The sequence below is a fragment of the Streptomyces sp. NPDC001941 genome (assembly GCF_040296945.1).
Lineage (GTDB): Bacteria > Actinomycetota > Actinomycetes > Streptomycetales > Streptomycetaceae > Streptomyces.
The window spans coordinates 53,254-74,761 of the sequence record NZ_JBEOYE010000031.1; the positions used below are offsets into that span (position 1 = coordinate 53,254).

Annotated in this window: 14 protein-coding genes, 1 tRNA gene and 2 pseudogenes; 5 read left to right on the forward strand and 12 right to left on the reverse strand. The window is 72.4% G+C overall.

The window, feature by feature from the left end; all coding sequences use genetic code 11:
* Positions 1 to 37: 37 nt before the first annotated feature.
* Complete coding sequence (locus ABT160_RS21605) at positions 38 to 697, forward strand: LutC/YkgG family protein (protein WP_351649368.1); 660 nt, start codon at positions 38 to 40, stop codon at positions 695 to 697.
* A gap of 133 nt (positions 698 to 830) precedes the next feature.
* Here ABT160_RS21605 and ABT160_RS21610 read toward each other — a convergent pair whose 3' ends face one another.
* Positions 831 to 1,301, reverse strand: a complete 471-nt coding sequence (locus ABT160_RS21610; protein WP_351649332.1) for a DUF309 domain-containing protein — start codon at positions 1,299 to 1,301, stop codon at positions 831 to 833.
* A gap of 326 nt (positions 1,302 to 1,627) precedes the next feature.
* Between ABT160_RS21610 and ABT160_RS21615 the strand changes: the two genes are divergently transcribed.
* Positions 1,628 to 4,240, forward strand: coding sequence for an ATP-binding protein (locus tag ABT160_RS21615; RefSeq protein ID WP_351649369.1), 2,613 nt, complete (start codon positions 1,628 to 1,630; stop codon positions 4,238 to 4,240).
* 45 nt (positions 4,241 to 4,285) lie between these two features.
* Positions 4,286 to 4,359 (forward strand) — tRNA-Pro (locus ABT160_RS21620).
* 99 nt (positions 4,360 to 4,458) lie between these two features.
* On the opposite strand, the pseudogene ABT160_RS21625 reads toward ABT160_RS21620, so the two are convergent.
* The 11 genes and pseudogenes from ABT160_RS21625 to ABT160_RS21675 form a co-directional block, all read right to left on the reverse strand.
* A pseudogene (locus ABT160_RS21625) lies at positions 4,459 to 4,662 on the reverse strand (site-specific integrase); the annotation flags it as partial.
* A gap of 365 nt (positions 4,663 to 5,027) precedes the next feature.
* A pseudogene (locus ABT160_RS21630) lies at positions 5,028 to 6,899 on the reverse strand (ATP-binding cassette domain-containing protein).
* Between the two features lie 516 nt (positions 6,900 to 7,415).
* A complete protein-coding gene (locus ABT160_RS21635) occupies positions 7,416 to 8,516 on the reverse strand; it encodes a hypothetical protein (protein ID WP_351649333.1) in 1,101 nt (366 codons plus the stop codon).
* Positions 8,517 to 8,601: 85 nt separating this feature from the next.
* On the reverse strand, positions 8,602 to 10,671 hold the full coding sequence (gene fxlM / locus ABT160_RS21640) for a methyltransferase, FxLD system (RefSeq protein WP_351649334.1): 2,070 nt from the start codon (positions 10,669 to 10,671) through the stop codon (positions 8,602 to 8,604).
* A gap of 56 nt (positions 10,672 to 10,727) precedes the next feature.
* Positions 10,728 to 11,999, reverse strand: a complete 1,272-nt coding sequence (locus tag ABT160_RS21645; protein WP_351649370.1) for a lanthionine synthetase C family protein — start codon at positions 11,997 to 11,999, stop codon at positions 10,728 to 10,730.
* Complete coding sequence (locus ABT160_RS21650) at positions 11,996 to 14,929, reverse strand: lantibiotic dehydratase (protein WP_351649371.1); 2,934 nt, start codon at positions 14,927 to 14,929, stop codon at positions 11,996 to 11,998. The genes ABT160_RS21645 and ABT160_RS21650 overlap by 4 nt, the downstream gene beginning before the upstream one ends.
* A 215-nt stretch (positions 14,930 to 15,144) precedes the next feature.
* The gene (locus ABT160_RS21655) at positions 15,145 to 15,294 is read right to left on the reverse strand and encodes an FxLD family lanthipeptide (RefSeq protein WP_351649372.1); all 150 of its coding nucleotides are present in this window, start codon (positions 15,292 to 15,294) and stop codon (positions 15,145 to 15,147) included.
* Positions 15,295 to 15,453: 159 nt separating this feature from the next.
* Entirely contained in the window at positions 15,454 to 16,233 is a 780-nt protein-coding gene (locus ABT160_RS21660) for a hypothetical protein (RefSeq protein WP_351649335.1), read from the reverse strand.
* Positions 16,234 to 16,911: 678 nt separating this feature from the next.
* On the reverse strand, positions 16,912 to 17,241 hold the full coding sequence (locus ABT160_RS21665) for a hypothetical protein (RefSeq protein ID WP_327386896.1): 330 nt from the start codon (positions 17,239 to 17,241) through the stop codon (positions 16,912 to 16,914).
* A complete protein-coding gene (locus ABT160_RS21670; protein ID WP_351649336.1) occupies positions 17,238 to 17,825 on the reverse strand; it encodes a hypothetical protein in 588 nt (195 codons plus the stop codon). The genes ABT160_RS21665 and ABT160_RS21670 overlap by 4 nt, the downstream gene beginning before the upstream one ends.
* Positions 17,822 to 19,264 (reverse strand): SAM-dependent methyltransferase, encoded by a 1,443-nt coding sequence (locus tag ABT160_RS21675; RefSeq protein ID WP_351649337.1) that lies wholly within the window; start codon positions 19,262 to 19,264, stop codon positions 17,822 to 17,824. The genes ABT160_RS21670 and ABT160_RS21675 overlap by 4 nt, the downstream gene beginning before the upstream one ends.
* A gap of 211 nt (positions 19,265 to 19,475) precedes the next feature.
* Here ABT160_RS21675 and ABT160_RS21680 point away from each other — a divergent pair, with 211 nt between their 5' ends.
* The gene (locus ABT160_RS21680; RefSeq protein WP_351649339.1) at positions 19,476 to 20,879 is read left to right on the forward strand and encodes an NsdA family TPR-like regulatory protein; all 1,404 of its coding nucleotides are present in this window, start codon (positions 19,476 to 19,478) and stop codon (positions 20,877 to 20,879) included.
* Positions 20,880 to 20,951: 72 nt separating this feature from the next.
* Complete coding sequence (locus ABT160_RS21685) at positions 20,952 to 21,440, forward strand: TrmO family methyltransferase domain-containing protein (RefSeq protein WP_351649340.1); 489 nt, start codon at positions 20,952 to 20,954, stop codon at positions 21,438 to 21,440.
* Positions 21,441 to 21,508 lie beyond the last annotated feature (68 nt).

Here is a 21,508-nt window from a genome sequence, read left to right on the forward strand (position 1 = left end):
TGCGGCGAGCGGCGGTGACGGCGGCCCGGACGTGGCGATGGTGAGCGGCGGTGACGGTGGCCCGGGCGGCGGCTCCCGCGCGCGTGTCCTCGCCCGGGTGCGGGCCGCCGTGGCCGGGGCGCCCGAGACGCCCGAGCCGCCGCGCGACTACCTGGACCGCCACGTGCCGGACGACCCCGACGGGCTCCTGGACCTGCTCCACGAGAACCTCGCCGACTACCGCGCCCGGGTCCACCGCACCGACACCGAGGGCCTGCCCGCGCTCGTCGCCCGGCTGCTGGCCGAGGGCGGCGCACGGCGGGTGGTGGTCCCGGCGGGGCTCCCGCGCGGCTGGACCGAGGACTTCACCGGGGAGACGCTGACCGACAGCGCCGATATGACGGTGCGTCAACTCGACGCGGTGGACGCCGTGGTGACCGGATGCGCGCTCGCCATCGCGGAGACCGGCACCCTCGTCCTCGACGCGGGCCCCGACCAGGGGCGGCGCCGCATCACCCTGGTACCCGACCACCACGTGTGCGTGGTGCGCGCGCCCGCACAGGTCGTCGCCTCCGTGCCACTGGCCCTGCCCCGCCTCGACCCGAGGCGCCCGCTGACCTGGATCTCGGGCCCCTCGGCGACCAGCGACATCGAACTGGACCGGGTCGAGGGCGTGCACGGGCCGCGCAGGCTGGACGTGGTCCTCGTACGGGAGTGAGTGAACCTCGTGCGGGAGTGGGTGGTCTTCGTACGGGAGTGAGTGGTCTTCCTACGGGAGTGAGAGCCGGGCCCTGGGAAGCGACTGCGGGTTCCCGCCCGCCGGGCGGGCCCTGGGAACCCGACGACGCGGCCTACGGGGCGGTGAGCCGGGGCGCCTCGGCCGCCGGGTCCACCGGGCCCTCCGTCCGTACCGCCAACTCCCTTGCCCAGGCGGCCAGTCCGGAGACGTCGATGCCGTGCGCCGGTCCGTGCGCCGTGATCCGCTCCGCACCCCGCAGCAGCAGCCGGGCGCCCCCGGCCGCATTGCCCCGCGCGGCATGGGTGAGCCCCACCGCGAGCTGAGCGAGCCCCTGCCACAGGTCCCGCTCGTCCTCCGCCCCCGACTTCCAGGCGTCCTCGAACACCTCGTGCGCGTGGAACGGCATGCCCGCGTCCAGCAGCCGCTGGGCCTCCCGCACCGTCTCCCGCGCCGTGCGCACCACCCCCTCGGGCTGCCGCGCCACACCCGGCGCGCCGTACGGCAGGGGGCGCCCGAGGCCGTCGCGGGGGCGTGCGCTGCGGGCGCGCCCCTGGGGATCACGGTCCCTTCGCGTCCTGTTCACGACCCGATTGTCACCCGTCCGGCGTGCTGTCGCCGAACCCCGTCCACGACAACCGCCACACGGCTACTCTCGGCTACCTGACACCTCGTGGGGGAGGGAAGGCGATGGGGCCGTCCCGGCCGGAACACCACCCTGGCGTACCGCTGCCGGTACCGCCGTCCAGCTGGCCCTACGGCGCCGCAGGGGCGCCCGGACCAGTCGTACCACCGCCGCGCGCCCACCCGCCCGTGGACACCGGCGCACCCCCGCCACCGGGGGCGCGCACGCGTGCGGACGGCCGCCCGGCGCTCACCCGGAGTGACGGCCGCGCGCCCCTCGCGCCCCTCCTGGAGCGCGACGCCGAGCTGGACGTGGCCGCCCGGGCCGTCACCGCGCTGCGCGCCGGACGGGCCCCGCGGACCCCGGGCGGACCGCTCGTCTACCGGGCCGACGCCGGACTCGGCAAGACCGCCCTGCTCCAGGCCGTCCACCGGGCCGCCGCCGACCGCTGCACCGTGTGGACCGCGCGCGGCAGCGAGGCCGCGTCCTGCGTCCCCTTCCACGTGGTGCGCCAACTGCTGCGCCCCGCGCTGGCCGGACTGCCCGAGGGCGAGGCGCGCACCCTGTTCGGCGAGCGGTACGAGACCACCGCCCCCGCCCTCGGCCTGCTCGCCCCGCCCACCGCCGTGCACGCCGACCCGCGCGGGGTGCGCGACGGCCTGGACCGCCTCGTCGCGCGCCTCGCCGCCCGGCTCCACCACCGGCCCCCGGTCCTGCTGGTCGACGACGCCCACTGGGCGGACGCCGAGTCCCTCGCCTGGCTCGCCGAACTGCCGCCGCTTCCGCTGCTCGTCGTCCTCGCCCACCGCCCCGCCACCGGCCCGGCGGGCGCCCTCCTGGACCGCGCCGCCGACCGGGCCGGCTCCCGCGTCACCCTGCGCGCCCTCGCCAGGGACTCGGTGGCCGCGCTGGTGCGGGGCGCGCTCGGCGACCACGCGGAGGACGCGTTCTGCCGGGCGGTGTGGCGGGTCACCCGGGGCAACCCGTACGAGACCGTCGAACTGCTCGCCCGCGCGCGGGCCCGCGCCCTCGCCCCCGCCGCCCGCTCCGCCGCCCAGGTCCGCGAACTGGCCGCCACCGGGCGCGGCAGCGGCCTCGTGGCCCGCCTGGAGGGGCTGGGCAGCGGACCCACCCGGCTCGCCAGGGCCGCGGCCGTCCTCGGCCCCGACGTCCGCCACGACCTGGCCGTCGCGCTCGCGGACCTCACCCCCGGCGAGGGCGAGCACTGCCTGCGGCGGCTGCGCGAGGCCCGGATCGTGACGGACGGCGAACTCCTGGAGTTCGTCCACCCGTTGATAGGCAGCGCCGTCTACCGCTCGGTCCCCGCGGGCACCCGCACCGCCCTGCACACCCGGGCCGCGCACGCCGTCTCCCGCGCCGGGCTCGGCGCCGCGGCCGCCTCCCGCCACCTCCTGCAGATCCCGCCCGACGACGACCAGGGCGTCGTCGAGCAACTGCGCCAGGCGGCCCGCGAGCACCTCGCCGTCGGCGCGCCCGACGCGGCCCGGCGCTGCCTGGAGCGGGCCCTCGCCGAGCGCCCCGGGCCCCGGACGCGCGCCCGGGTGCTGTACGAACTGGGCTGCGCGGCCCTGCTCACCTCGCCCCCGACCACCGTGCGCCACCTGCGGGCCGCCCTGGAGCTGCCCGGCCTCGACGCCACCCTGCGTACCGACGCCACCTGCCGGCTCGCCCAGGCCCTCGCCCACAACGACCAGGTCCCCGAGGCCGCCGAGGCCGTCGCCCGGGAGGCCGCCCGCACCCCGCACGGCCCGGACGGGGCGCGGCTGCGCGCCGCGCGGTTCATGTACGCGTGCTTCCGGGCGGCCGAGGACGACGGCCCGGCCCGCTCCCGCCGCCTCGCCGATCTCGCCGACCACCTGCCCGGCCGCGACAACGCCGAGCGCGCGCTGCTGTCCGTGCGCGCCTTCGACGCCATGCTGCGCGGCGAGGACGCCGACCTGGTCGGGGACCTGTGCGACCGCGCCGTGCCCGGCGGACGACCCGCCCGCGGCCTGGGCTGGACGGACACCGAATGGGGCTTCGAGACCCCGGCCATGGTGGGCATCGCGTACGCCTACACCGACCGCCTCGACCGGGCGGAGGCCCTGTTCACCGAGGCGGTACGGGCCTTCGAGATCTCCGGCTGGAGCGGCGCCCACCTCGCCTTCGCCCACACCTTCCTGGCCCTGGTGCAGCGCCGCAGGGGCAACCTGGTCGAGGCCGAGGAGCTGCTGCGGGAGAGCCTGCGGCTGGCCGACCGGGTGGGCACCCGGCTGCCCGTGCACTGGAACGCGGCGTGCATGCTCATCGAGACCCTGATCGCGCGCGGCAAGGTCGCCGAGGCCCGCGCGGCCGCCGACACCCACGCCTTCGGACCGCCCTGGACCAGCGCCACGATCCTGCCCGACGGCCGCAGCGTCCTGGGCCGGCTGCTCCTGGCCGAGGGCCGCACCCGCGAGGCGGTGGCCGAACTGGAGCGCGCGGGCCGCGCCTTGACCGCCCGCGGCCGGCACAACGGGGTGTGGGCCCCCTGGGCCACCGACCTGGCCCGCGCCGTCGCCGCCACCGACCCCGAGCGCGGCCGCCGGCTGGCCGCCCGGGCCCGCCGCGACGCCGAACGCCACGGCACCCGCACCGCCATCGGCGAAGCACTGCGCTGCGAGGCCCGGTTCGCCGACCCGCCCGAGGCGCTCGCCCTGCTCGCCCGCGCCACCGAGCAGCTGGCGGCCTCCCCGTCCCGCTACGAACACGCCCTGGCCCGGTTCGACTACGGCCACGCCCTGGCCTGCCCGGCCACCCTGACCAGCGCCGCGACCCTGGCCGCCAACTGCGGAGCCGCCACCCCGGCCACCACGGCCCACCCGGCCCCGCCGACCCGGAGCGCCCCGGGAGTGGGGTAATGTTCTCTTGCGCGCTCACCCCGGATCACCGGAGACGACGCGCATCGGGACGTGGCGCAGCTTGGTAGCGCACTTGACTGGGGGTCAAGGGGTCGCAGGTTCAAATCCTGTCGTCCCGACTCGAAAGAGTCGCAGGTCAGAGGCCGTATCGGAAGCATCCGATACGGCCTCAAGATCGTTTTTGGGGACCAGTTGGGGACCAAGCCGGTCTGATCGGGTCAGACGGCGGCCATTGTCGTGAGTGGCAGTGAACGAGGTGCCCGGAGCACCATGAGGTGCGCGGAGAGTGCGGCGCCAGCTGCCGTGATCTGGTCAGCGTCGGGGTGCAGGTAGCGCTGGGTGGTGGTCAGCGAGCCGTGTCCGGCGATCTTGCGCAGTACGTGCAGCGGGACGCCGGCGTCGGCGAACCATGTCAGTCCGGTGGGGCAGGTGGGCCAGGGAGGCGAGCAGAGCGGCTTGCCCGGCCGTCGCGTCCAGTTCGAGGACGGCCAGGGTGGGCAGGGCCACCAGGTGCACCGATGTCCCCACCAGGCCAGCGGACTCCCCGACCAGGTACAACCGGAACCCTGTCCCAAGTACCGGTGCCCTCTTGCGGACGGAAGGCCGGGGGCGGGGCAGCGTCACCACAGATCAGCCTCCGTCAGCAGCCAGCCCGCGGGCAGGGCCTCGGGAACGGGGACAGGCGGACGGCACTCGGTCTGCGAGCTGGTCTGCGGTCGGGCCTCGTCCCGTCCCGATGCCGGACGGACGTTCACCCCGCTGGTCTGTTCCTGGGGCGCGGCGGCGGTCATGCGTTGTCCTGGGCGCGCAGAGTGTCGTGGTCGCCGGCGGACTGGGTGGGGATCGTGGCATCGAAGGCAGCGGCTTGGACGAGGTAGGCGTCGCGGAAGTCCCCCGTGCCCGTAGCCGGGTCCATCAGTTCCTCCCAGGTGCCCGACTCGGCGACCCGGCCGTCCTTCAGGACGTGGATGAGGTCCGCGTGGCGTACGGAATGCAGGCGGTGGGTGATGAGCACGATTGTCTGCCCGGTGGTGGCGGCCAGGGCCCTGATCTGGTCGAAGACCCGCTGCTCGGCGACCGCGTCCAGAGCGCTGGTGGGCTCGTCCACGATCAGGATCTCGGCCTGCCGGTACTTGGCCCGCGCGATGCCGATGCGCTGCCACTGACCGCCGGAGATCTGGTGCCCGCCGCGGTAGCCGCGAGCCAGCAGCGTGTCGAGCCCGCGAGGCAGGCCGCCCAGGACCTCGTCGGCACCGGAGAAGCCGGAAGCCTCCTCGACCGCCAGGTCGTCGATGGCCTGACCGGGCTGCCCGATACCGACGTTCACCCGGAACGTGAAGGGCCAGTGGTAGAAGTCCTGCGACATCAGCGCGACGCGGCCGAAGACCTGGTCGCGGTCGGCGGTACGGGCATCAACATCGTCCCACCAGATCGTGCCGCTTCCCTCGTCCGGAAGGTAGAGGCCAGCGAGGAGCCTGACCAGGGTGGACTTGCCGGAGCCGTTCTCATCCACCAGCGCGATGATCTTCCCCGTCGGGAACGCCAGGGACACCTCGCGCAGCGTGGGCTCGGGCAGGGACTGGCCGCTGCCGGGGTACGTGAAGGTGACCTTCTCGCACCGGACTTCCCGCAGCTGCTGTGGCAGCGGGTCCCCGCCCACGGGGATGGCCCGGGTCTTTGCCTCTCGGCACAGCCGCTCGAAGTCGGCGACGAACAGGGACTCCTGGTGCAGTTCGGTGACCTGGAATACCAGGCTGTCGAGGCTGGCGGCGCCAGTGCGGATGGCCAGTACCGCCGTGCCGGCGACGGCGAGTTCCATCGCTCCGCCCCAGAGGAGGGCACCCAGGGCGCCGTAGGTGAGGAGGGTGGCGAAACCGCCGGCACCGTCGGCGGCGAGCCCGATTCGGGCAGCGCGGCGGGCCAGCCGGGTCTGCTCGCGTTCACTCGTCTCGGCCATCGTGCGGAAGTGCCCGAGTAGGAACGGGCCGACGCCGTGGACGCGGACCTAGGCCGCCGCTTCCTTCTGGGTCAGCAACTGGCCGAGCAGGTGCCCGGCGCGGGCGTGCTGGACGAAGGCGTGGAAGGAGATGTACCGCTGGCGGGAGATCATCAGCGAACTCCACGCACTCGGCATCGTCATCAGAACCAAGAGCGGCAGCAGCATCGGGTGCAGAACGGTGAGCACGCCGGCCGCAGCGATCAGCGACACCGCGGAGTTCAGGGAGTTGGTGCAGTACCGGATCATCCGCCGGGCCGAGTCAGCGCCGTAGCGGGCGGCGTCCAGCAGCCGGTGGAACTCGTCGTCCTCGATCGCCGACAGCTCTGTGCGGTACACCAGGCCGAGGTACTGCTCGGTGGCGACTCGCTGCACCTTCGGCTCCAGCGCCCCGGTGGCCGCCGTCGAAGCCGAGCGTAAGAGCGACCCGAGGAACGCCGTGACGGCCACGCCCGTAAGCGCGGGCAGCGCCTGAGTTAGGCGGTCGTTGGTGCTGCCGGCCGCGAGGACGTGGCCGAGCACGCTGTTGACCGCGACGGGGCCGACCGCCTGCGCGATGCCCCGCCCGGCCTCCGAGGCCAGGACCACGCGCAGGGCCCGTGCGTCGGCGAGGTGGGCGAGCCGCAGGCCGGTCCCCGCCAGACGCGGGAGCTGCCGTGCCATTGTCCAGAGCCCGAGATTGAGCCAGGCGCCCTCGTGCTGGTCCCAGCCGATGTCGTAGGCCAGCTCGCCGCCGAAGAGGAGCCGCTCGGAATCCGACACCCCCGCGGTGCCGGATCCGCTTGCCGAGTCCTTGCTCACGCAGCCCTCCTGAAATCCGGTCGTGAGCCGCGGCAGCAGGCAGATAGGGCGTCAACACGACCCCCACCCGCAGGGCGCAGGCACGGGGCAGGCGCGTGATGTTCGATTAATGGGAGAGTGTCGAGGTGCTTCGGCAGGAGATTCACGGGGTCCTCCGGATGGGCGCACGACTGGTACTGGTGCTCTAAGAACGGCTCCGATCCGCGTCCGTCACGGCCGGATCGGAGGCAAAACGGGAACGAATGTTCTCGTCCGGCTGGGTGGGCTTGGCGCGTCTGGGGCGGTGGCGTTGAAACTCGCTCGAACAGGGGCGTGTCACTCGGGCGGAGGATTGCCGACCAAGTGCGTACGCCGGACCGGCTCGGACACCTGGGCGACTTAGGGGACCGACAGGCTGTCTCTGATCACGCGGTTGCTCCGATGCAGTGCCGTGCCCAAGGCGCTACGCAGGTGCGCGGGCACGGCGCCGGAGCCCAGAGCACAGGCTGCGACGAGGTCGTGGCAGTCCTGGAGCTGTCTCGGGCCGGCGAGCTCGGTGAACAACGAGTTGTCCAGGACTTCGCGGGCGGCGAAGCCATCACGTGTACCGACGATGCGCCGGTGTAACTCGTTCGTGATGCGGTAGGCGGCTGGGCTCGCCGGGGAGGCGATGGTGTCCAGGGCCGTGAGGCGCAGGCGGGTATCGAAGACCGTCATGCCCTGCTCGGCGGGGACGGCGCTGAGCGCGGCTTCGAGTTCGCTCTCCGCCCTGTGGTCCAAGCCTGTGCAGGCACGGAGGCATAGGGCGTGGAGGCAGGAGGTGACGGCGTGCTCCCACGGCTCGCCGGCGGCCGTGTCGGCGATGAGGACGGCGGCGTGCTCGGTGTCGCCGCTGGTGAGGGCCGTGACGACGGCGATCTGTCGGCCGTCGAACATCCGCTTGCCGATGCCTTGATGTTTGCGGGTGTGCGCGAGGGCTTCGGCCCACCGGCCGCTGCCGCTGAGGGTGCGTGAGCCGTCGGCGAGGAGGACTCGCCACAGCCAGGCGCGTACTTCTTGCCGGTCGTCCCCAGACTGGACCAGATCGGCTGGGATGTGCACGTCGTCGAATCGGTCGGCGGTGCCGTTCGTGACGGCGTCGAAGAGGCGCAGAAGACGGTTGCGTCCTTCGTCGGGGTGTCCGGCCCGGATCTGCAGGCGGGCCAGGTTGACGACGGGCTCGAGGGCCCGGATCGCGGCCGTGGCGGGGAGTGGGGTGGCGTGCAGGTAGGCGACGGCGTGCTGGTGGCACAGCTGCCAGGCGAGGTCGGGCAGTCCGACGTCGCTGGCGATTAGGGCTGCCTGGTTGTAGACGGCCGAGGCGAGCCCCTGGTCCGCGCGGGCGCCAGCGGTCTCGGAGAGGGTCGCGAGGGCCTGGACGCGGTCGGGAAGGGGAAGGCAGGCGGGCCGGAAGCGTGAGACGAGGGGAAAACGCCGGGCTAACTGGCCGTGCGGGTCCATGGAATTCTCCGAGGGGTCGGCCCGACGTGTGGTGCCCGCTGCCGGAGATGGGGGCAGCAGGCACCACACGGTCAGGGAGGCACGGTCAGTTGAAGTCGATGACGATCCGGTTCAGGGGCGTGTCGACGACGAACTGGCCGGGACGTTCCTCGGGGACCGGCGCCTGGAGGGACTGGAGCTCGAAGCTGGCTTCCCGGCCGCGGTAGTTGCGGTCCCAGGTCCGGATGGCCTCAGCGACCTTGGTGGCGAGCTCGTCGCTGCCGGGGCCGTGGCCGATGACGCCGAACTCCCACAGCTTGCCGCCCTCGGGGGTGGTCTGGTCGGAGAGGCGTCGGGCGAGGTAGGTCAGGGCGCCCTTGTCGGTGACCGCGGTGGAGGAGGGGTAGGGGTCCTCGGTGAGGGTGGTGCCCTTCGCAGCCGCCGGGAACAGCATCCTGATCAGACCCGAGTCGAAGGAGCAGCTGATGAAGAGCTCCATCCACTCGGGCGATTCCATGGCGCGGACCGTCATCCCGGTCCACTCTGCGACCCGCGGTTCTTCGAGCACGCGCGCCAGCGCCTCGGCGTCGATGGGCGTTCCGGCCGGCGCCTGCAGGCGTACGGTCCCGTCCGGGACGAGGGAGATGATCCGCCGGTCGTCGTCTGCGATGCCGCGGCGCAGGGGCATGAAGGTGTTCATCTCGCTGCCGAGGGAGACCCAGCGGCCGTCTCGGCGTTCGTAGACGATGGAGCGGGAGACGCTGCCCTTGATCCGCTGGGGAACGACGAGCCGCCCGTCCGGCGCGAGCTGGTCGAGCCAGGCGTGCGGGATGCCGTGGGCGCCGACGGTCGCGATGATCCGGTCGTACGGCGCCCCGTCGGCGTAGCCGACGGCTCCGTCGCGGGTCAGGGCTTCGACGTTCGTGTACCCGGCGGCGGCCAGGTGCGCGCGGGCGCCGTCGACGAGGTCGTCGTCCACGTCGATGGTGGTGACGTGACCGGTATCGCCGACGAGGTGAGCGATGAGGGCGGCGTTGTACCCGGTGCCGGCGCCGAGTTCGAGGATGCGCTCGCCGGGCTGGGCGTCGAGCTGGTCGAGCATGAGGGCGACCACGGCGGGCTGGGAGGCGCAGGAGATGGACGTGCCGTCGGTGTCGTACTTCACGTGAACCGGCTGGTTGGCGTAGGCCTCCTGAAGCGAGGCGTCGGGCACGAACAGGTGCCGGGGGACGGTGCGCAGCGCGGCCTCGGCGGCCGGGTTGGTGGCGTGTCCTTCCTGGCGGATCTCGTCGACGAGGGCGTTGCGGAGCTGTTCCGTGGTCGGGTCGGGGGTGGTGAGCGTGTCGGTGTTCACCGATCCGACGCTATCTGCGGACGGGGTGCCGTCGGGGGTGGTTGCGGGGGTGTCACTCGTTCCCATGATGGCCTTTCGGGCGAGGTTGGACAGGGCGCTTTGGTCCTCCAGGGGGAGGCCGGCCCGGTTGAAGTGGAAGATCAAGTGGTGGGCGAGGACGGCTCTCAGTCCCCGGCGCAGGCGGCCTTCGTGGTTGAGGACGGCGAGTGCGGTCCCGGCCCGTGCGAAGGCGCGGACCCAGTCGGCGTGGCCGTGGAGCGGGCCGTCCTCCCGGCACAGGGTGCGGGCGTCGACGGTCAGCAGGCAGTGCATGGCCGCGTCCAGCTCGGAGGCGAGGATCGGCGGGGTCGGGCGTTCGGCGGCGACCTTGTCCCAGACATCTCCTTGCTCGTACCAGTCGAGACCGGCGGCGCGCATCGTCGCGCTGACGAGGAGGACGGCGGTCTCGCGGCGGCCGAGGTGCCCGGTCTGGACGGGGTAGGTCAGCAGGTGGTGGCTGTCGGCGTGGAACAGCTCGTGGGCCGCCTCCATGCCCTCGGTCCCGCCGAATGCCAGGGTCTCAGGCTCGTAGATGGTGGGAATCCACTGCCGGACCTGGTCGTCTCGAACGAGCTCGCTCAGGGCGGCCCACAGGGTGGGGGTCTCGTCTCCGGTGGTGCGCACGCGCAGCTTCCACGGCTGCTTGTTCATGAACCACCAGGCGGCAATCTCCTCCCGGTCCTCGGCCTTGAGCAGGGCGGGTCCAAGCGTCTGGGGAATCACCTGCTGCGCGGCGGCGCGGTCCCGGAAGGTGACGTTGATCTGGTGCCAGGTGCCCTGCATCGGTGATGTCCTTCAAGTAGGTAGACGACGGGGTGTTGTGGGTGCGTGCGCGCCGTTCAGGCGATGAGCAGGCAGGTGTCCCAGGAGCTTTGCGTCGGCGTGCCGGTGGCTGGTGCCAGGAGGGCCAGGGCGATTCCCGCGGCGCCGTCGAGGAGCCCGGGGTCGGGTTCCCGGGCCTGGATGAGCCCGGCTGCGGCGGCGGTCGGGTCGCTGCCAGGGGGGTGAACTACGGACAGCAGCGCGGGGAGCACTGCCCGGAGTTGACCCGCGGTGGGGGTGAGGGCCTCCGAGGCTGCCCGGGCGGCGATGTGGGCCAGGCCGGCGAAGCCGTGGCACAGACCGTTGTCGGTCGTCTCGCGGAGTTGCTGGGAGTCGGTCAGCGCGGCCAGAAGGCTGTGCTCGGCGGCGAGCTGTCGCCTCCGGTCCCCGAGGGCGATAGAGGCGAGCTGCTGCGCGCGGGCGAGGCCCGCGGTGCCGTAGCACCAGGACGGTCGCTGTGGCCCCACGGGCAAGTGACCCGTGCGCAGGGCGGGCAGGGTTACCCAGTACGGCCAGGCCGGTCCCCGGCCGCTGTCGACCTCCCAGCGGTCCAGCCACTGAACGATGCTGGCGATGGCCTCCCGGTGACCTGGGACCATCGTTCCGCGGAGTACGGCGAGTGCAAGGAGGGCAAGGACGCCTCCGATGCCGTGGGCGAGCCCGGTGTTGGCGTGCCCGTCCGGATAGCGGTCCTCGAGGCTGCCCGACGGCCCGGACGCCGTCCACCATCCGGGCACGGTCTCGCCCCGGTGGGTGAGGGGCTGGGCGAGCTGGACCAGGTAGTCGAGGATGTCGCGGACGGTGTCGCTGTCGGGGCGTCGGCGAAGGAGGTAGGCGCCGTATCCGGTGAGACCGCGGATCGCGTCGAACTCCGCGAGCGCCGGGAGTTCTCCGGCTTCGATGCGCTGTTCGGCCGCGGCCAGGCGGCGGCGTGCGTCGCTGCCTACTTGCCGGTCCAGGGCATCGAGTGCGGATCCGTATGCTCCGGGAAGGCGTTCGGCCGCGCACGCGAGGGTGTGGGCGAAGGCCGGCGCTCCGTAGAAGGCGTGGCTGTCGGCTCCGCTGGTCAGCGGCTGTCTGGCTACTGCGGCCAGCCAGGAGTGCGCGCGGTCCCACGGCGCGAGGCCGACAGCGGCGAGTTCGATGTGCAGCAACGCGATACCCGGAGCACCATGGCCGAGGGACTGCCGACGCCAGTCGGAGACGACCTGCGCACCGAGAACGGCCGCCGGGTCGGCGAGCCGGTCGGCGATCTCCAGGGCGAAGCCGAGTGCAGGGTGGGACATCAGCGGGAACTCCTGGCGGTCCAGGCGAGGGCGGCGGCCCGCGTGAGGTAGAGGCAGACGGCTTCCTCGGCGAAGTCGACGGCGACGGCGCGGACGAAGTGGACGTGGAGCAGGGAGATCAGAACGTCGTCTACATCGATGCCCTGGGTATCCCGGCCGGGAAAGTGGTTCCGGTACACGGCCAGGGCCTGGCTGCGGTCGCTCCAGGCGTTCAGGATCGTCTCGCCGTCGGCGACAGACCGCAGGGCTGCCCAGCCGTCGTCAGGGTTGGCGAGCGCCACGGCCTCGGCGAACTCCGGGCGGGCCACCCGTGCCGGGGGCGCGGGCGGGACGTGGTCGATCAGCCAGGCCATCGCCTTCGCCGTACTGCCGAGGTAGGCGGCGGCGATGGCCATGCTGTGCGCGGCGACCAGCGCCCGCCGGGACGGCCGGCCCGCGCAGGTGAGCTGCGTGAGGACGGCTCGGGAGTCCGCTCGGAAGACCTCCTCGGCCGCAGCCCACGCCGGGCCCTCGCCCCACCGGCCCATCTCCGGATAGGAGGTGGCGTAGCGCAGATCCGACACCAGCCCGGCGCGCCGGAGTTCGTCCGCCCATGCGCTCACCGTGCCCGCCGTGGCGGCGAAGGCCTCCGGGGTGGGCAGGGCGAACCGGAGCCGAAGGTGCTGGTCGGGGTCGCGGAATCGCACGAACCACCAGGGCGGCCCGCCGAGCCGCTCCAGGAGGCCCGGCAGGTGCTCCCCAAGCAGGACGTCCTGTCGGCGGATGTCCCCGTACACGCTGGCCAGAAGGACAGGCGAGACGGCGGGGGTGTGGACCAGGTCCCTCCGAACAGTGCGAGCGGACGTGGGCTGGGGCAGGCGCGGCCAGGCCGGTGGACGGCTGGCCTTGAGGGGCACGACGATCTCGTGGGCCCGGCCGCCGCACCACCTCAGATCGGCCGCGCCCGGGGCCTCGGCGACCGTGATCGCACCGGCCCGGTCCAGTTCCTCGCGCAGCAGCGCCCTGTGCGCGGGGACGGTGAGGTCGAGGGGCTGGAGCCGGTCGCCCTCACCGACGTGCACCGTCAGGGGAAACGTGCGGGCGTCGCGCCAGGTGCCGAACGCCGCGTCCCATTCCTTCCACGGCCGGTCGGCAGCAGGCAGCTCTCCGGCGTTCAGCCGCCAGCGGGCCGGCGCCAGGATGATGCGGCCGGAGCGCAGGCGCGGAAGGTAGGGCAGGTGGGAGGCAGCTCCCCAGTCGAACGTGGTGACCTGTGCGCACTGGGCGCGGCCCAGCTCGGTGAGGAACCTGGCCAGGGGCGGGGTGTGGGTGTCCAGGTTCAGGGCGTGCATCCCCACCGCCTCCACACGCTGCCCGCGAGCGGGGGCAGCGAGGTACATCCGGCGCCCGTCGCAGCCCACGGCCAGGTCGTCGACGGTCAGTACGTCCTCACCGGGAGGCCGGTGCTCGGCCAGGCTGATAACGGTGGGCAGCACGCGCGGTGTCCGGGTGACATGCGCGCTCTCCGGCAGCAGCGGAGGGAAGGACAGCTGGACGGCGATCGTGTCCGGGTCGGAAGCCGGAAGGTCACTGAGGTCGTCGGTCAAAGCCTGCCGCTGCCCGGAGTCGAGCACAGGGAGGAACCGGCCCGTTCCGACCCCGGCGCCCCGGGACACGCTGACCACTTCCAGACGGAAGCCTCCCCGGTCCAGTGCCCCCGACTCGGGTGCGCGGAGCCGGAACCCGAGCTCAAGGTGGGGCGGGAGCCGTACCGGTTCGCTGCCCACGGTCAGTGCTTCGATCGTGGCCTCGTCGAGGACGACCTCGCGGCGGCCGTCGAGGGCAGCTTGCTGCGCCAGCCGCAGCAGGACCTGGTCGCGGTCCGTCAACCGTGGTTTGAGGTCCGCGGGGCCGGCACCCCGGTATCCGTCGGGGTAGCCGATACCGCTGTCGGCGACCACGTCGAGCACCGGAACCATGGAGCCGATCCCGAACCGCTCGTAGAACCGCATGTGGAACGCCTTCCAGGCTGCCGTCCCGAACGGCGCCGGGCTGACGCGGGCGAGCAGCAGTGCGGCGCGCTCGGCCTCCCGGGCGACGTCGTCCGGCAGCACCACGGACCCGGCCAGTCGCATGTCAACGGCGACCGGATCCCGACGCAGGCGGGGGGCGACGGCGCGCATCTGGGCACGGGCGGCCTCGTGCCCGTCGGCGTGCTGGAGTTCAGTGTGGATGGCCCGCAGAGCGGTGAGGATCTCCGATTCCTCGACGACCTCGTCGGCGCCGATAGTGTCGAGTTGGGCCAGCAGGTAGCCGAGCGCATCGGTCTCCGTGCTCGGCGCGTGCAAGGCGCTGACCAGGACGCCGAGCGCCATCAGCTCCCGCACGAACCCGTTCACGGTGGTCCTCCCCGCCGATGGGAACTCGGCCAGGACCTTCGCGACGACGTCTGCGACCGGGGCCGGCGCCTTCGCGGCGGTGAGGACGGCAGCCACGGCGCCGGTCATCCGGACGGAGGCCTCGACCGCGCGCTGGCGGGCCGCTCCGGTGTCCGTCCTGTACGGGACGACGAGATGATCGCCACGTTCCATGAGGGTGGTGTTGGCGACTACCGGAATCCGCTCCAGCAGCTCGACGTCGGCCTCCAGCCGGGCGATGACCTCCGCCATCCATTCCGCGGACGCTCGGGCCACCGGCAGATGCTCGCGTCCCCAGTCGGCACGGGCCGAGGAGTCGAAACCGGCGGTGGTGACGCCGGCGAAGTATCCGAAGGGTGTGGGGCGGCCGTGTGCTCGCAGCACGTACCGGGCTACCGAGAGTGCAGCTCGCCGCACATCGCGAGACCGGGGACGTTCGGCGGCCAGAAGGCCATCGACCTCACTGCCCAAGGCCGGGCTGGCGTGCCACAACGCCTTGCCTGTATCCGTGTCGCGGATCGCGCGCAGCCAGGGAATCTGCCCGGTGAAGTCCCCGGGGGACCGGTGGGCCAGGTCGGGCCAGGGCACCAGCGGAGGAGTGGGAGACGCCACCGCGCGCACGAGCGCCGTGCGGCCGGACCGAAACGCGGGGCTTGCCACCTGAACCTCCATGAAGGGTGAAAGGAACGGACCGACCGTTGCCGCCCCGCCGCGATGGGCGGGACGGCACCGGTCAGGGCGGAGCGAGTGGGTCAGTGGACGCCGGTGGTGCAGGCGCCGCAGGTCGATCCGCAGCCGTCGTCGGTCAGCGTCTTCAGGGCGCCTGCGTCGCCGACCTCGACCAGCTCCACGTCCAGGTGGAACGCGTCCTTGGCCGTGGCCTTGGACTGGGCCTGGGTCATGCCCGGGTTGGGATTGGTGGCCATTGCAACTCCTTCTGCTGATTCGGTTTGTTCGGTGTGGTACTGGCCAGGGGCACGTGCCTGACGGCGCGCTTCCTGGCCTCCCCCTTCGGAAGCGCCGGAGAGGGAAGTCGTGGGCCGCGATGGCGGCGGTAGGGATCAGCCCGTGTCTCTGGGTGGTGCCGAGCGGCGCGGGGAGAGCCCGACACCGGTGCGGTCTTCACAGAGCCGGGCCCGACAGAGCGTCTGCCGGATGGTGCACCGGAGATAAGCCTCGGCAAGCCGGCCTGCGATCGGCTTTGCCACCGGGATGGCGGCCAGCTGCTGCAGCAGCACGAGCCTGCGGCGCTGCACGGCCCTCACCGCAGTACCCCCTCCGTGGTCGGTGGTTTTCACCGGAACGCCGGCGCAGGCATCGGTTAGGGCGGGCGCCGCATCGCGGCGGCGGTGCTCGCCTTGGTGCTGCGCGGCAGGTAGCAGCGTGCCGTTCACGCGACCGCCTCCACGGCGCCCGGCAGGAACGTAGTAGCCCGGGCCGTAGGCCCCGTTCTCTTCGAAGCGCAGGGACTTTTCCATCGTGAGGAACCGCAACGCTCGCTGGACGTGGTGGGGGAGGAGCCCGAACTCCTCGCCCAGCAGACCGGTCGGCAGTGCCGTCCCTGGCCGGTAGTGGCCAGCGCGGATCCGGTCGCGGACGGCACCCTGCAGGCCGCGGTCGCGTGGGTGCGGTTCCCGCGTGCGCAGCCGGACCGGCACACTCCCGGTGTGCAGCGCGATCTCGCCCAGGCTGTCCAGACGCAGCAGCCCCTGGTGCACATGCTTCTCCGGCAGCCCCAAGGCCAGGGCCAGCTGCTTGGTGCTCGGAAGAGGGGCACCGGGCGGGTGCATGGTGGTGACGTGCTGGTGCACGATGACGCAGGCCCGGTCCAGGATCCGCATGCTCTCCGGCCTCGTGGCAGCGGAGACACCGGCGGTCATGCCGAGGCCGCCGAGTACGCGGCAGGGGCAGGCCCTCTGGACCACTGCCCGGCCCACCCCGAGGCGACGGGGGAGCACGCGGACGCCCGCCCTGCGGCCGGCTCCGAAGTAGCGGCGGACGGAGCCGGGGCCAGGACCTCTCCTGCGACTTCCTCCGTCATCCAGGCCAGTCGGCGCAGAAGGCCAATGTCCAGGGTGTCGCGACGCAGCCGGTCCCGGACCTCGCGCAGGAGACCGCACGCCCGCGCCCGCGTCTCCTCGGTGAGACCGGTCTCGACGTGACGGGAGGCCCGGTCCGTTAGCGAGCGAAGGTCCACAGCCAGGCTGGCGGTCAGCGGGCGGACCTCGCCCAAGTCCACCGCATCGTCGAGGACACGATTGAGGGCGTCCCAGAGGCCGCTGTCTTCGCTGGTGATGTCTTCGAGCCGGGAGGCAGCGAGGGCACGTAGCAGACGCCAGGTCTTCGGCTCCGCCTCGGGCGGGGTCCGAAGGACGCCGCCTGGAATGCCCCTCCTCGGCCATGACGGCGGAGAGGGTAAGCAGGACTGCGGCGTGGGAATCGGAAGTGACGGACCCACGGAAACTCCTCGGACAGGGAATTGGATGTCAGTTGTCGATGCCGTGCGGGAAGACCGTCGGCTACCAGGGGCGGCGCGGGGCGCGGTGCGAGACCTCGTACGGGCGCACGATCTCCTGGCGCGTCTTGACCACCAGGTCAGGGCGGCCGCGAAGGATGACTCGCTTGACGGACCTGTCGAAGCCGGGCGAGAACATGTTGGTGATCTCGTAGGCCGTGCCATCGAGGACCAACCAGTCGCCGACCCGGATCTCCCGGGGGAACGCGTCCCGGACCTCTCCGGGCGGCGCACCGCGCACGGTGCGGGCGGCCACGCGGTCGTGCACGGGTTCCGGCTCGTAGTCCTCGAGCCCGGTCCAGTAGGGGTCGTCGCCGAAGTCGTTGTACGTCACGGGCGTTCGCTCCCTGCGGGCGCGGCCAGGGAGGGAGAGCTGGACGCCCGCTCAGAGACGGGATCCGTGATCAGCGCGCTCAGCGCCGGTTTCACGTCGCAAGGAAGCTGGAGAAGGTGACGGCCGTGGTCGTAGCGGACCCTCTCCCAGCCCCACGCGCGGGCGATGTGGTCCGCGAGCCAGCCGTCGATCACGTTGCAGCGCAGCCATTGCGGCGGGCGCGGGCGGCGTGCGAGCTGATCGGCGAGCCAGAGCGAGACCAGGCGGCCTGCGTGCCGGTGAACGGGGTCGGTGTAGAGCAGCAGCAGGCCGACGCTGCCCTCGGCGCACTCGGACGAGTTCCAGCCAGGGCCCGGACCGCTGGCGTCCAGCTCCCACATCGCGACGAGGCTCCCGGCCTCGAACAGACCGTGGAGATCGTCGCTGTGGTCACCGGCCCGCAGCGGCCGGATCAGGGCGATATCGCGTTCCTGGTCGACCGGCCGCCCGCACTCGGCCTCCCCGGCCCAGCGCCGGGACAGCGGGCTGCCCGCTTGGGGGTAGTCAGTGCGGTCGAGGGCCCGCACGCTGTATGGAGCGGTCACCGGCTTGCCTCCCGGTACGCGCCGCCGGCGGCTACCGGCATGTGCGCCAGAGCGTCCGGGCCGAGCCGCCTGCCCGCCGACTCGGACGCGCAGGCGGTGAACGCGTACGAGCCGTACAGCGGCTCGCGGCCGCCGACGGCGCGGAGCCCTTCGAGGGGGACGGCCGCGATGCCCGGACCGTCCACGTCCCAGTCGGCGGTGAGGGCGAGCAGCTGTTCCAGGGTTCGCGGCCGGTAGAGGATGCCCGCCTCGTGGTACAGCGCGACGAGGTCGGGGGTCGACTCGGGGTGGCTGTCGGCTGCCGCGTGGACGACGGACAGGACGCTGCCGTTGGGGACCCAGGACCGCAGCGTGTCCAGCAGGTGCCTGGCCTTGTCGTCATCGATCCACGGCAGGACCTCGTGCAGCAGGACCGCCACCGGCCTGCGCCGGTCGAGGCGTGCGATGGCCGGCTGGGCGAGCATGGCCTCGGTGAGGGTGATGTCGGCGTGCAGGCCCATCTCCTGGGGCGTCTCTTCGAACACGGTCCGGACGCGGGCCTGCACCATCGGGTCGCTGTCCACGTAGACGACACTGGCCTCGCGCTGGACTTCCTGCGCCGCATCGTGGACGTTGCGGCCGCGGCGACGGGGCAGCCCGCAGCCGAGGTCGAGGAACTGCACGAGCCCCTGCGAAGCGAGATGCCGGACGACGTGCTGTCCGTGGGCACGGGCAGCGGCAGTTGCCCGGTCAAGCCACGGCGCAACCGCGAGCAGCTGACGTCCCAGAGCCCGGTCTGCCGGATAGTTGTCCGTTCCGCCGGTGGCGTAGTCACACACCCGTGCCACCGCCGGCTTGGAGAAGTCCAGCTGTGGCAGCTCGGTACCGCGGGGTTCCGCCGCCGTCACGAGTCCAGCAGCATCCTCAGAAGGCACACGGTCCTGCCCGGCCGGCGGCGGCAGGGCGCGGTCGGGTGCCGCCGCCCCGGGAGCAAGGGCCTGCTGATGATCGCGCAGGTAGGCGCTGACGGTCTTGCCTTGACCATCGGACCTGGGAAAGGCGCTCCAGTAGTCGCAGAGCTTGGTGACGATGGACAGACCGCGCCCGCTCTCCGCGAGGCCCTGGGGCCGGGTGATCTTCGGGACGGGCGGGCTCGGATCGGAGTCCGCGACCTGGGCGATCAGCGCCTCGCCAGCAACGAACGTCAGGGATACCAGGATCTCGCCCCGTCCCGCCGCGTCCGGCTCGGCATGGGTGACAGCGTTGGCCGCCAGCTCGCTGCAGATCCTCACCGTGGAGTCGGTGAGGGACTCGCAGCCCCACCTGCCCAGTTGGTCCGAGACGAAGCGGCGGGTCTGCCTGACGGATTCCAGACGGCTGGGCAGGGCCACGCACGCCGAGACGGCGGCGGGAGAGTCCAGAGCCCGAAGCAGGTCACTTCGCGTGATCCGATGGGACATGGTCACCTCACCTCGTTCCATTCCGCGGACGTGTAGACCCCGCCAGGGAGTCGTATGCCGGTGCATCCGATGGCCGAACTACGGCCGTGGGAGTGGCCCTTGGGGCTACCGTTACGCTCAGCGAACCGCGTTTCACCCCGCGTGGGTATCCCGAAGCGCGGTCGGGGACGGGTAACGCGGGTAAAGATCGTTTCGTGGACAGGAGCGCTGCGTGCCGCGCGAACGGAACACGCGACTGGAAGGCGTACTCCAGGAAATCGGCTGGTCGCAGGTCGCGGCAGCCGCGCACGTTGTGCGCGTCGCCTCCGAGGTCGGAGCCACGGAACTGCAGTCCATCACGCGCTCCCACGTCAACCAGTGGATTCGCGGCGCGCATCCGGGGCCGACGGCGACCCGTATCTTGTGCGAGACGCTGTCGCGAGGACTGCTCGGCAAGGGGCTGAACCGCATCATCACGCCTGCCGATATCGGGCTCAACGACCCCGACGAACAGGCGGGTTCGATGCGTCCTCGAGGCGGCGACACCATCGCACAGCTCGTGGATCTCGGGGGGACCGACTTGGACCTGGAGCGCCGCCTGGCCCTCAAACGTGCCGCCTTCTCGCTCGCTGGAGTGAGCCTGCCGTCCACCGGGTGGTGGGAGGACTCCCTGACCGCCGCCCGTACACGGCGATCTCCGGCTGGCCGGACGGTCGGGCCGGACGACGTGGCCGCCGTACGGGAGATGACCCAGCTGCTGTCGCAGCGCGAGCAGCGGCGTGGGGGAGGAGACGGACGGTCCGCGCTGGTGGCCTACCTCCGCACGGACGTGGCCGCCTACCTCGGCAGCCGGTTCCCTGACGAGCGCATCCGGCAGGACATGTTCACGGCCGCCGGCGAGCTGGCCTACCTGGCAGGCTGGACAGCGTTCGACGCCTCCGAGCACGTGCTGGCCCAAAAGTGGCTCAGCCTGGCCCTGCAGTTGTCCGCCGAGGCCGACGACGCGCCGCTGGCAGGACACATCCTCCGCGCACAGGCCCACCAAACCCTCGACCTCGGCCACCCCACGCAGGCCCTCCAGCTGGCCGAGAACTCCGTCTCCCAGCGCCGCTACACCAACGCCAGCTCCCGCGAACGCTCCCTTCTCGGCGTCGTCCACGCTCGCACCCTGGCAGCCGCTGGCCACAAGCAGGAGGCCATCGCGGCCCTGCTGCGAGCCGAGGATGACCTGCGCAGCGCCCAAGCCGGTGACGACGAGCCCGCAAGGGTCTTCTTCTTCTCTGAGGCGTCCCTCGCCCACGAGACAGCCCGCACCATGCAAGCCCTCGGCGATCTCCAGGGCGCCGAGCGGGAGTTCCTGCGCAGCGTCCGTACCCGCCGGACCACCGCCTTCGCCCGCACCCACGCCGTCACCCTGGGCCTCCTGGGCGCGGTCCAGATACAGAGGGGCGCACTCGACGTGGCGTGCGCGACCTGGACGCAGGCCCTCGACGCCATGCAGGGAGTCCAGTCCGGACGCGCACTGGACACCGTCGTCCAGATGCGCCGTGCCTTGTCCCCATACAGAGGCCGAGGCGGCACCGTGCTGGCCCGCCTGGACGACCGCGCCCGCACCGTGATCAGCCGGGTACGCTGACCGAGCCGTCACACCACCGGTCCGAGCCGAGCCAATAGCCCAGCCGGTCCGGTAGTCCCAGGGGAGGAATGCGTGCACGACCCGATCACGATCGAGGCCATCGCCCATGTCGTCGGTGGCCACCAGACGCCTGCCGACGACTACCAGGGTGGAGTCGAATCGATCATCCGCATACGCCCGGACTTCCCGCTGGACACCCTGCGCGGACTCGGCGAGTTCTCCCACCTGATCGTGACCTGGCGCTTCCACCTGGGTTCTGACGCCGACCTGCACATCGGAGCCCGTAGCCCTCGCAACGACCCGACGTGGGAACCCACCGGTACCTTCGTGCACCGAAACCACCGACGTCCCAACCGCATGGCGACGTCCTTCCCCCGCCTGCTCAAGGTGGAAGGCCGGGACCTTCACGTCACCGACCTCGACGCCGTGGCTGGGACTCCGATCTACGACCTGGCCCCCTACTTCGAGGAGATGGGCCCCCGCGGCCCGGTCACCACTCCGGCCTGGTCGGCGGCAATGCTGGCGAACTACTGGGCTCCCGCGACGAATCGACCCGAGTGAGGCCTCGCCCTAGGGTGGCGCTGACACGTCCACATCGTCAGGCGGACATCCTGGGGTCCCACTCGGGC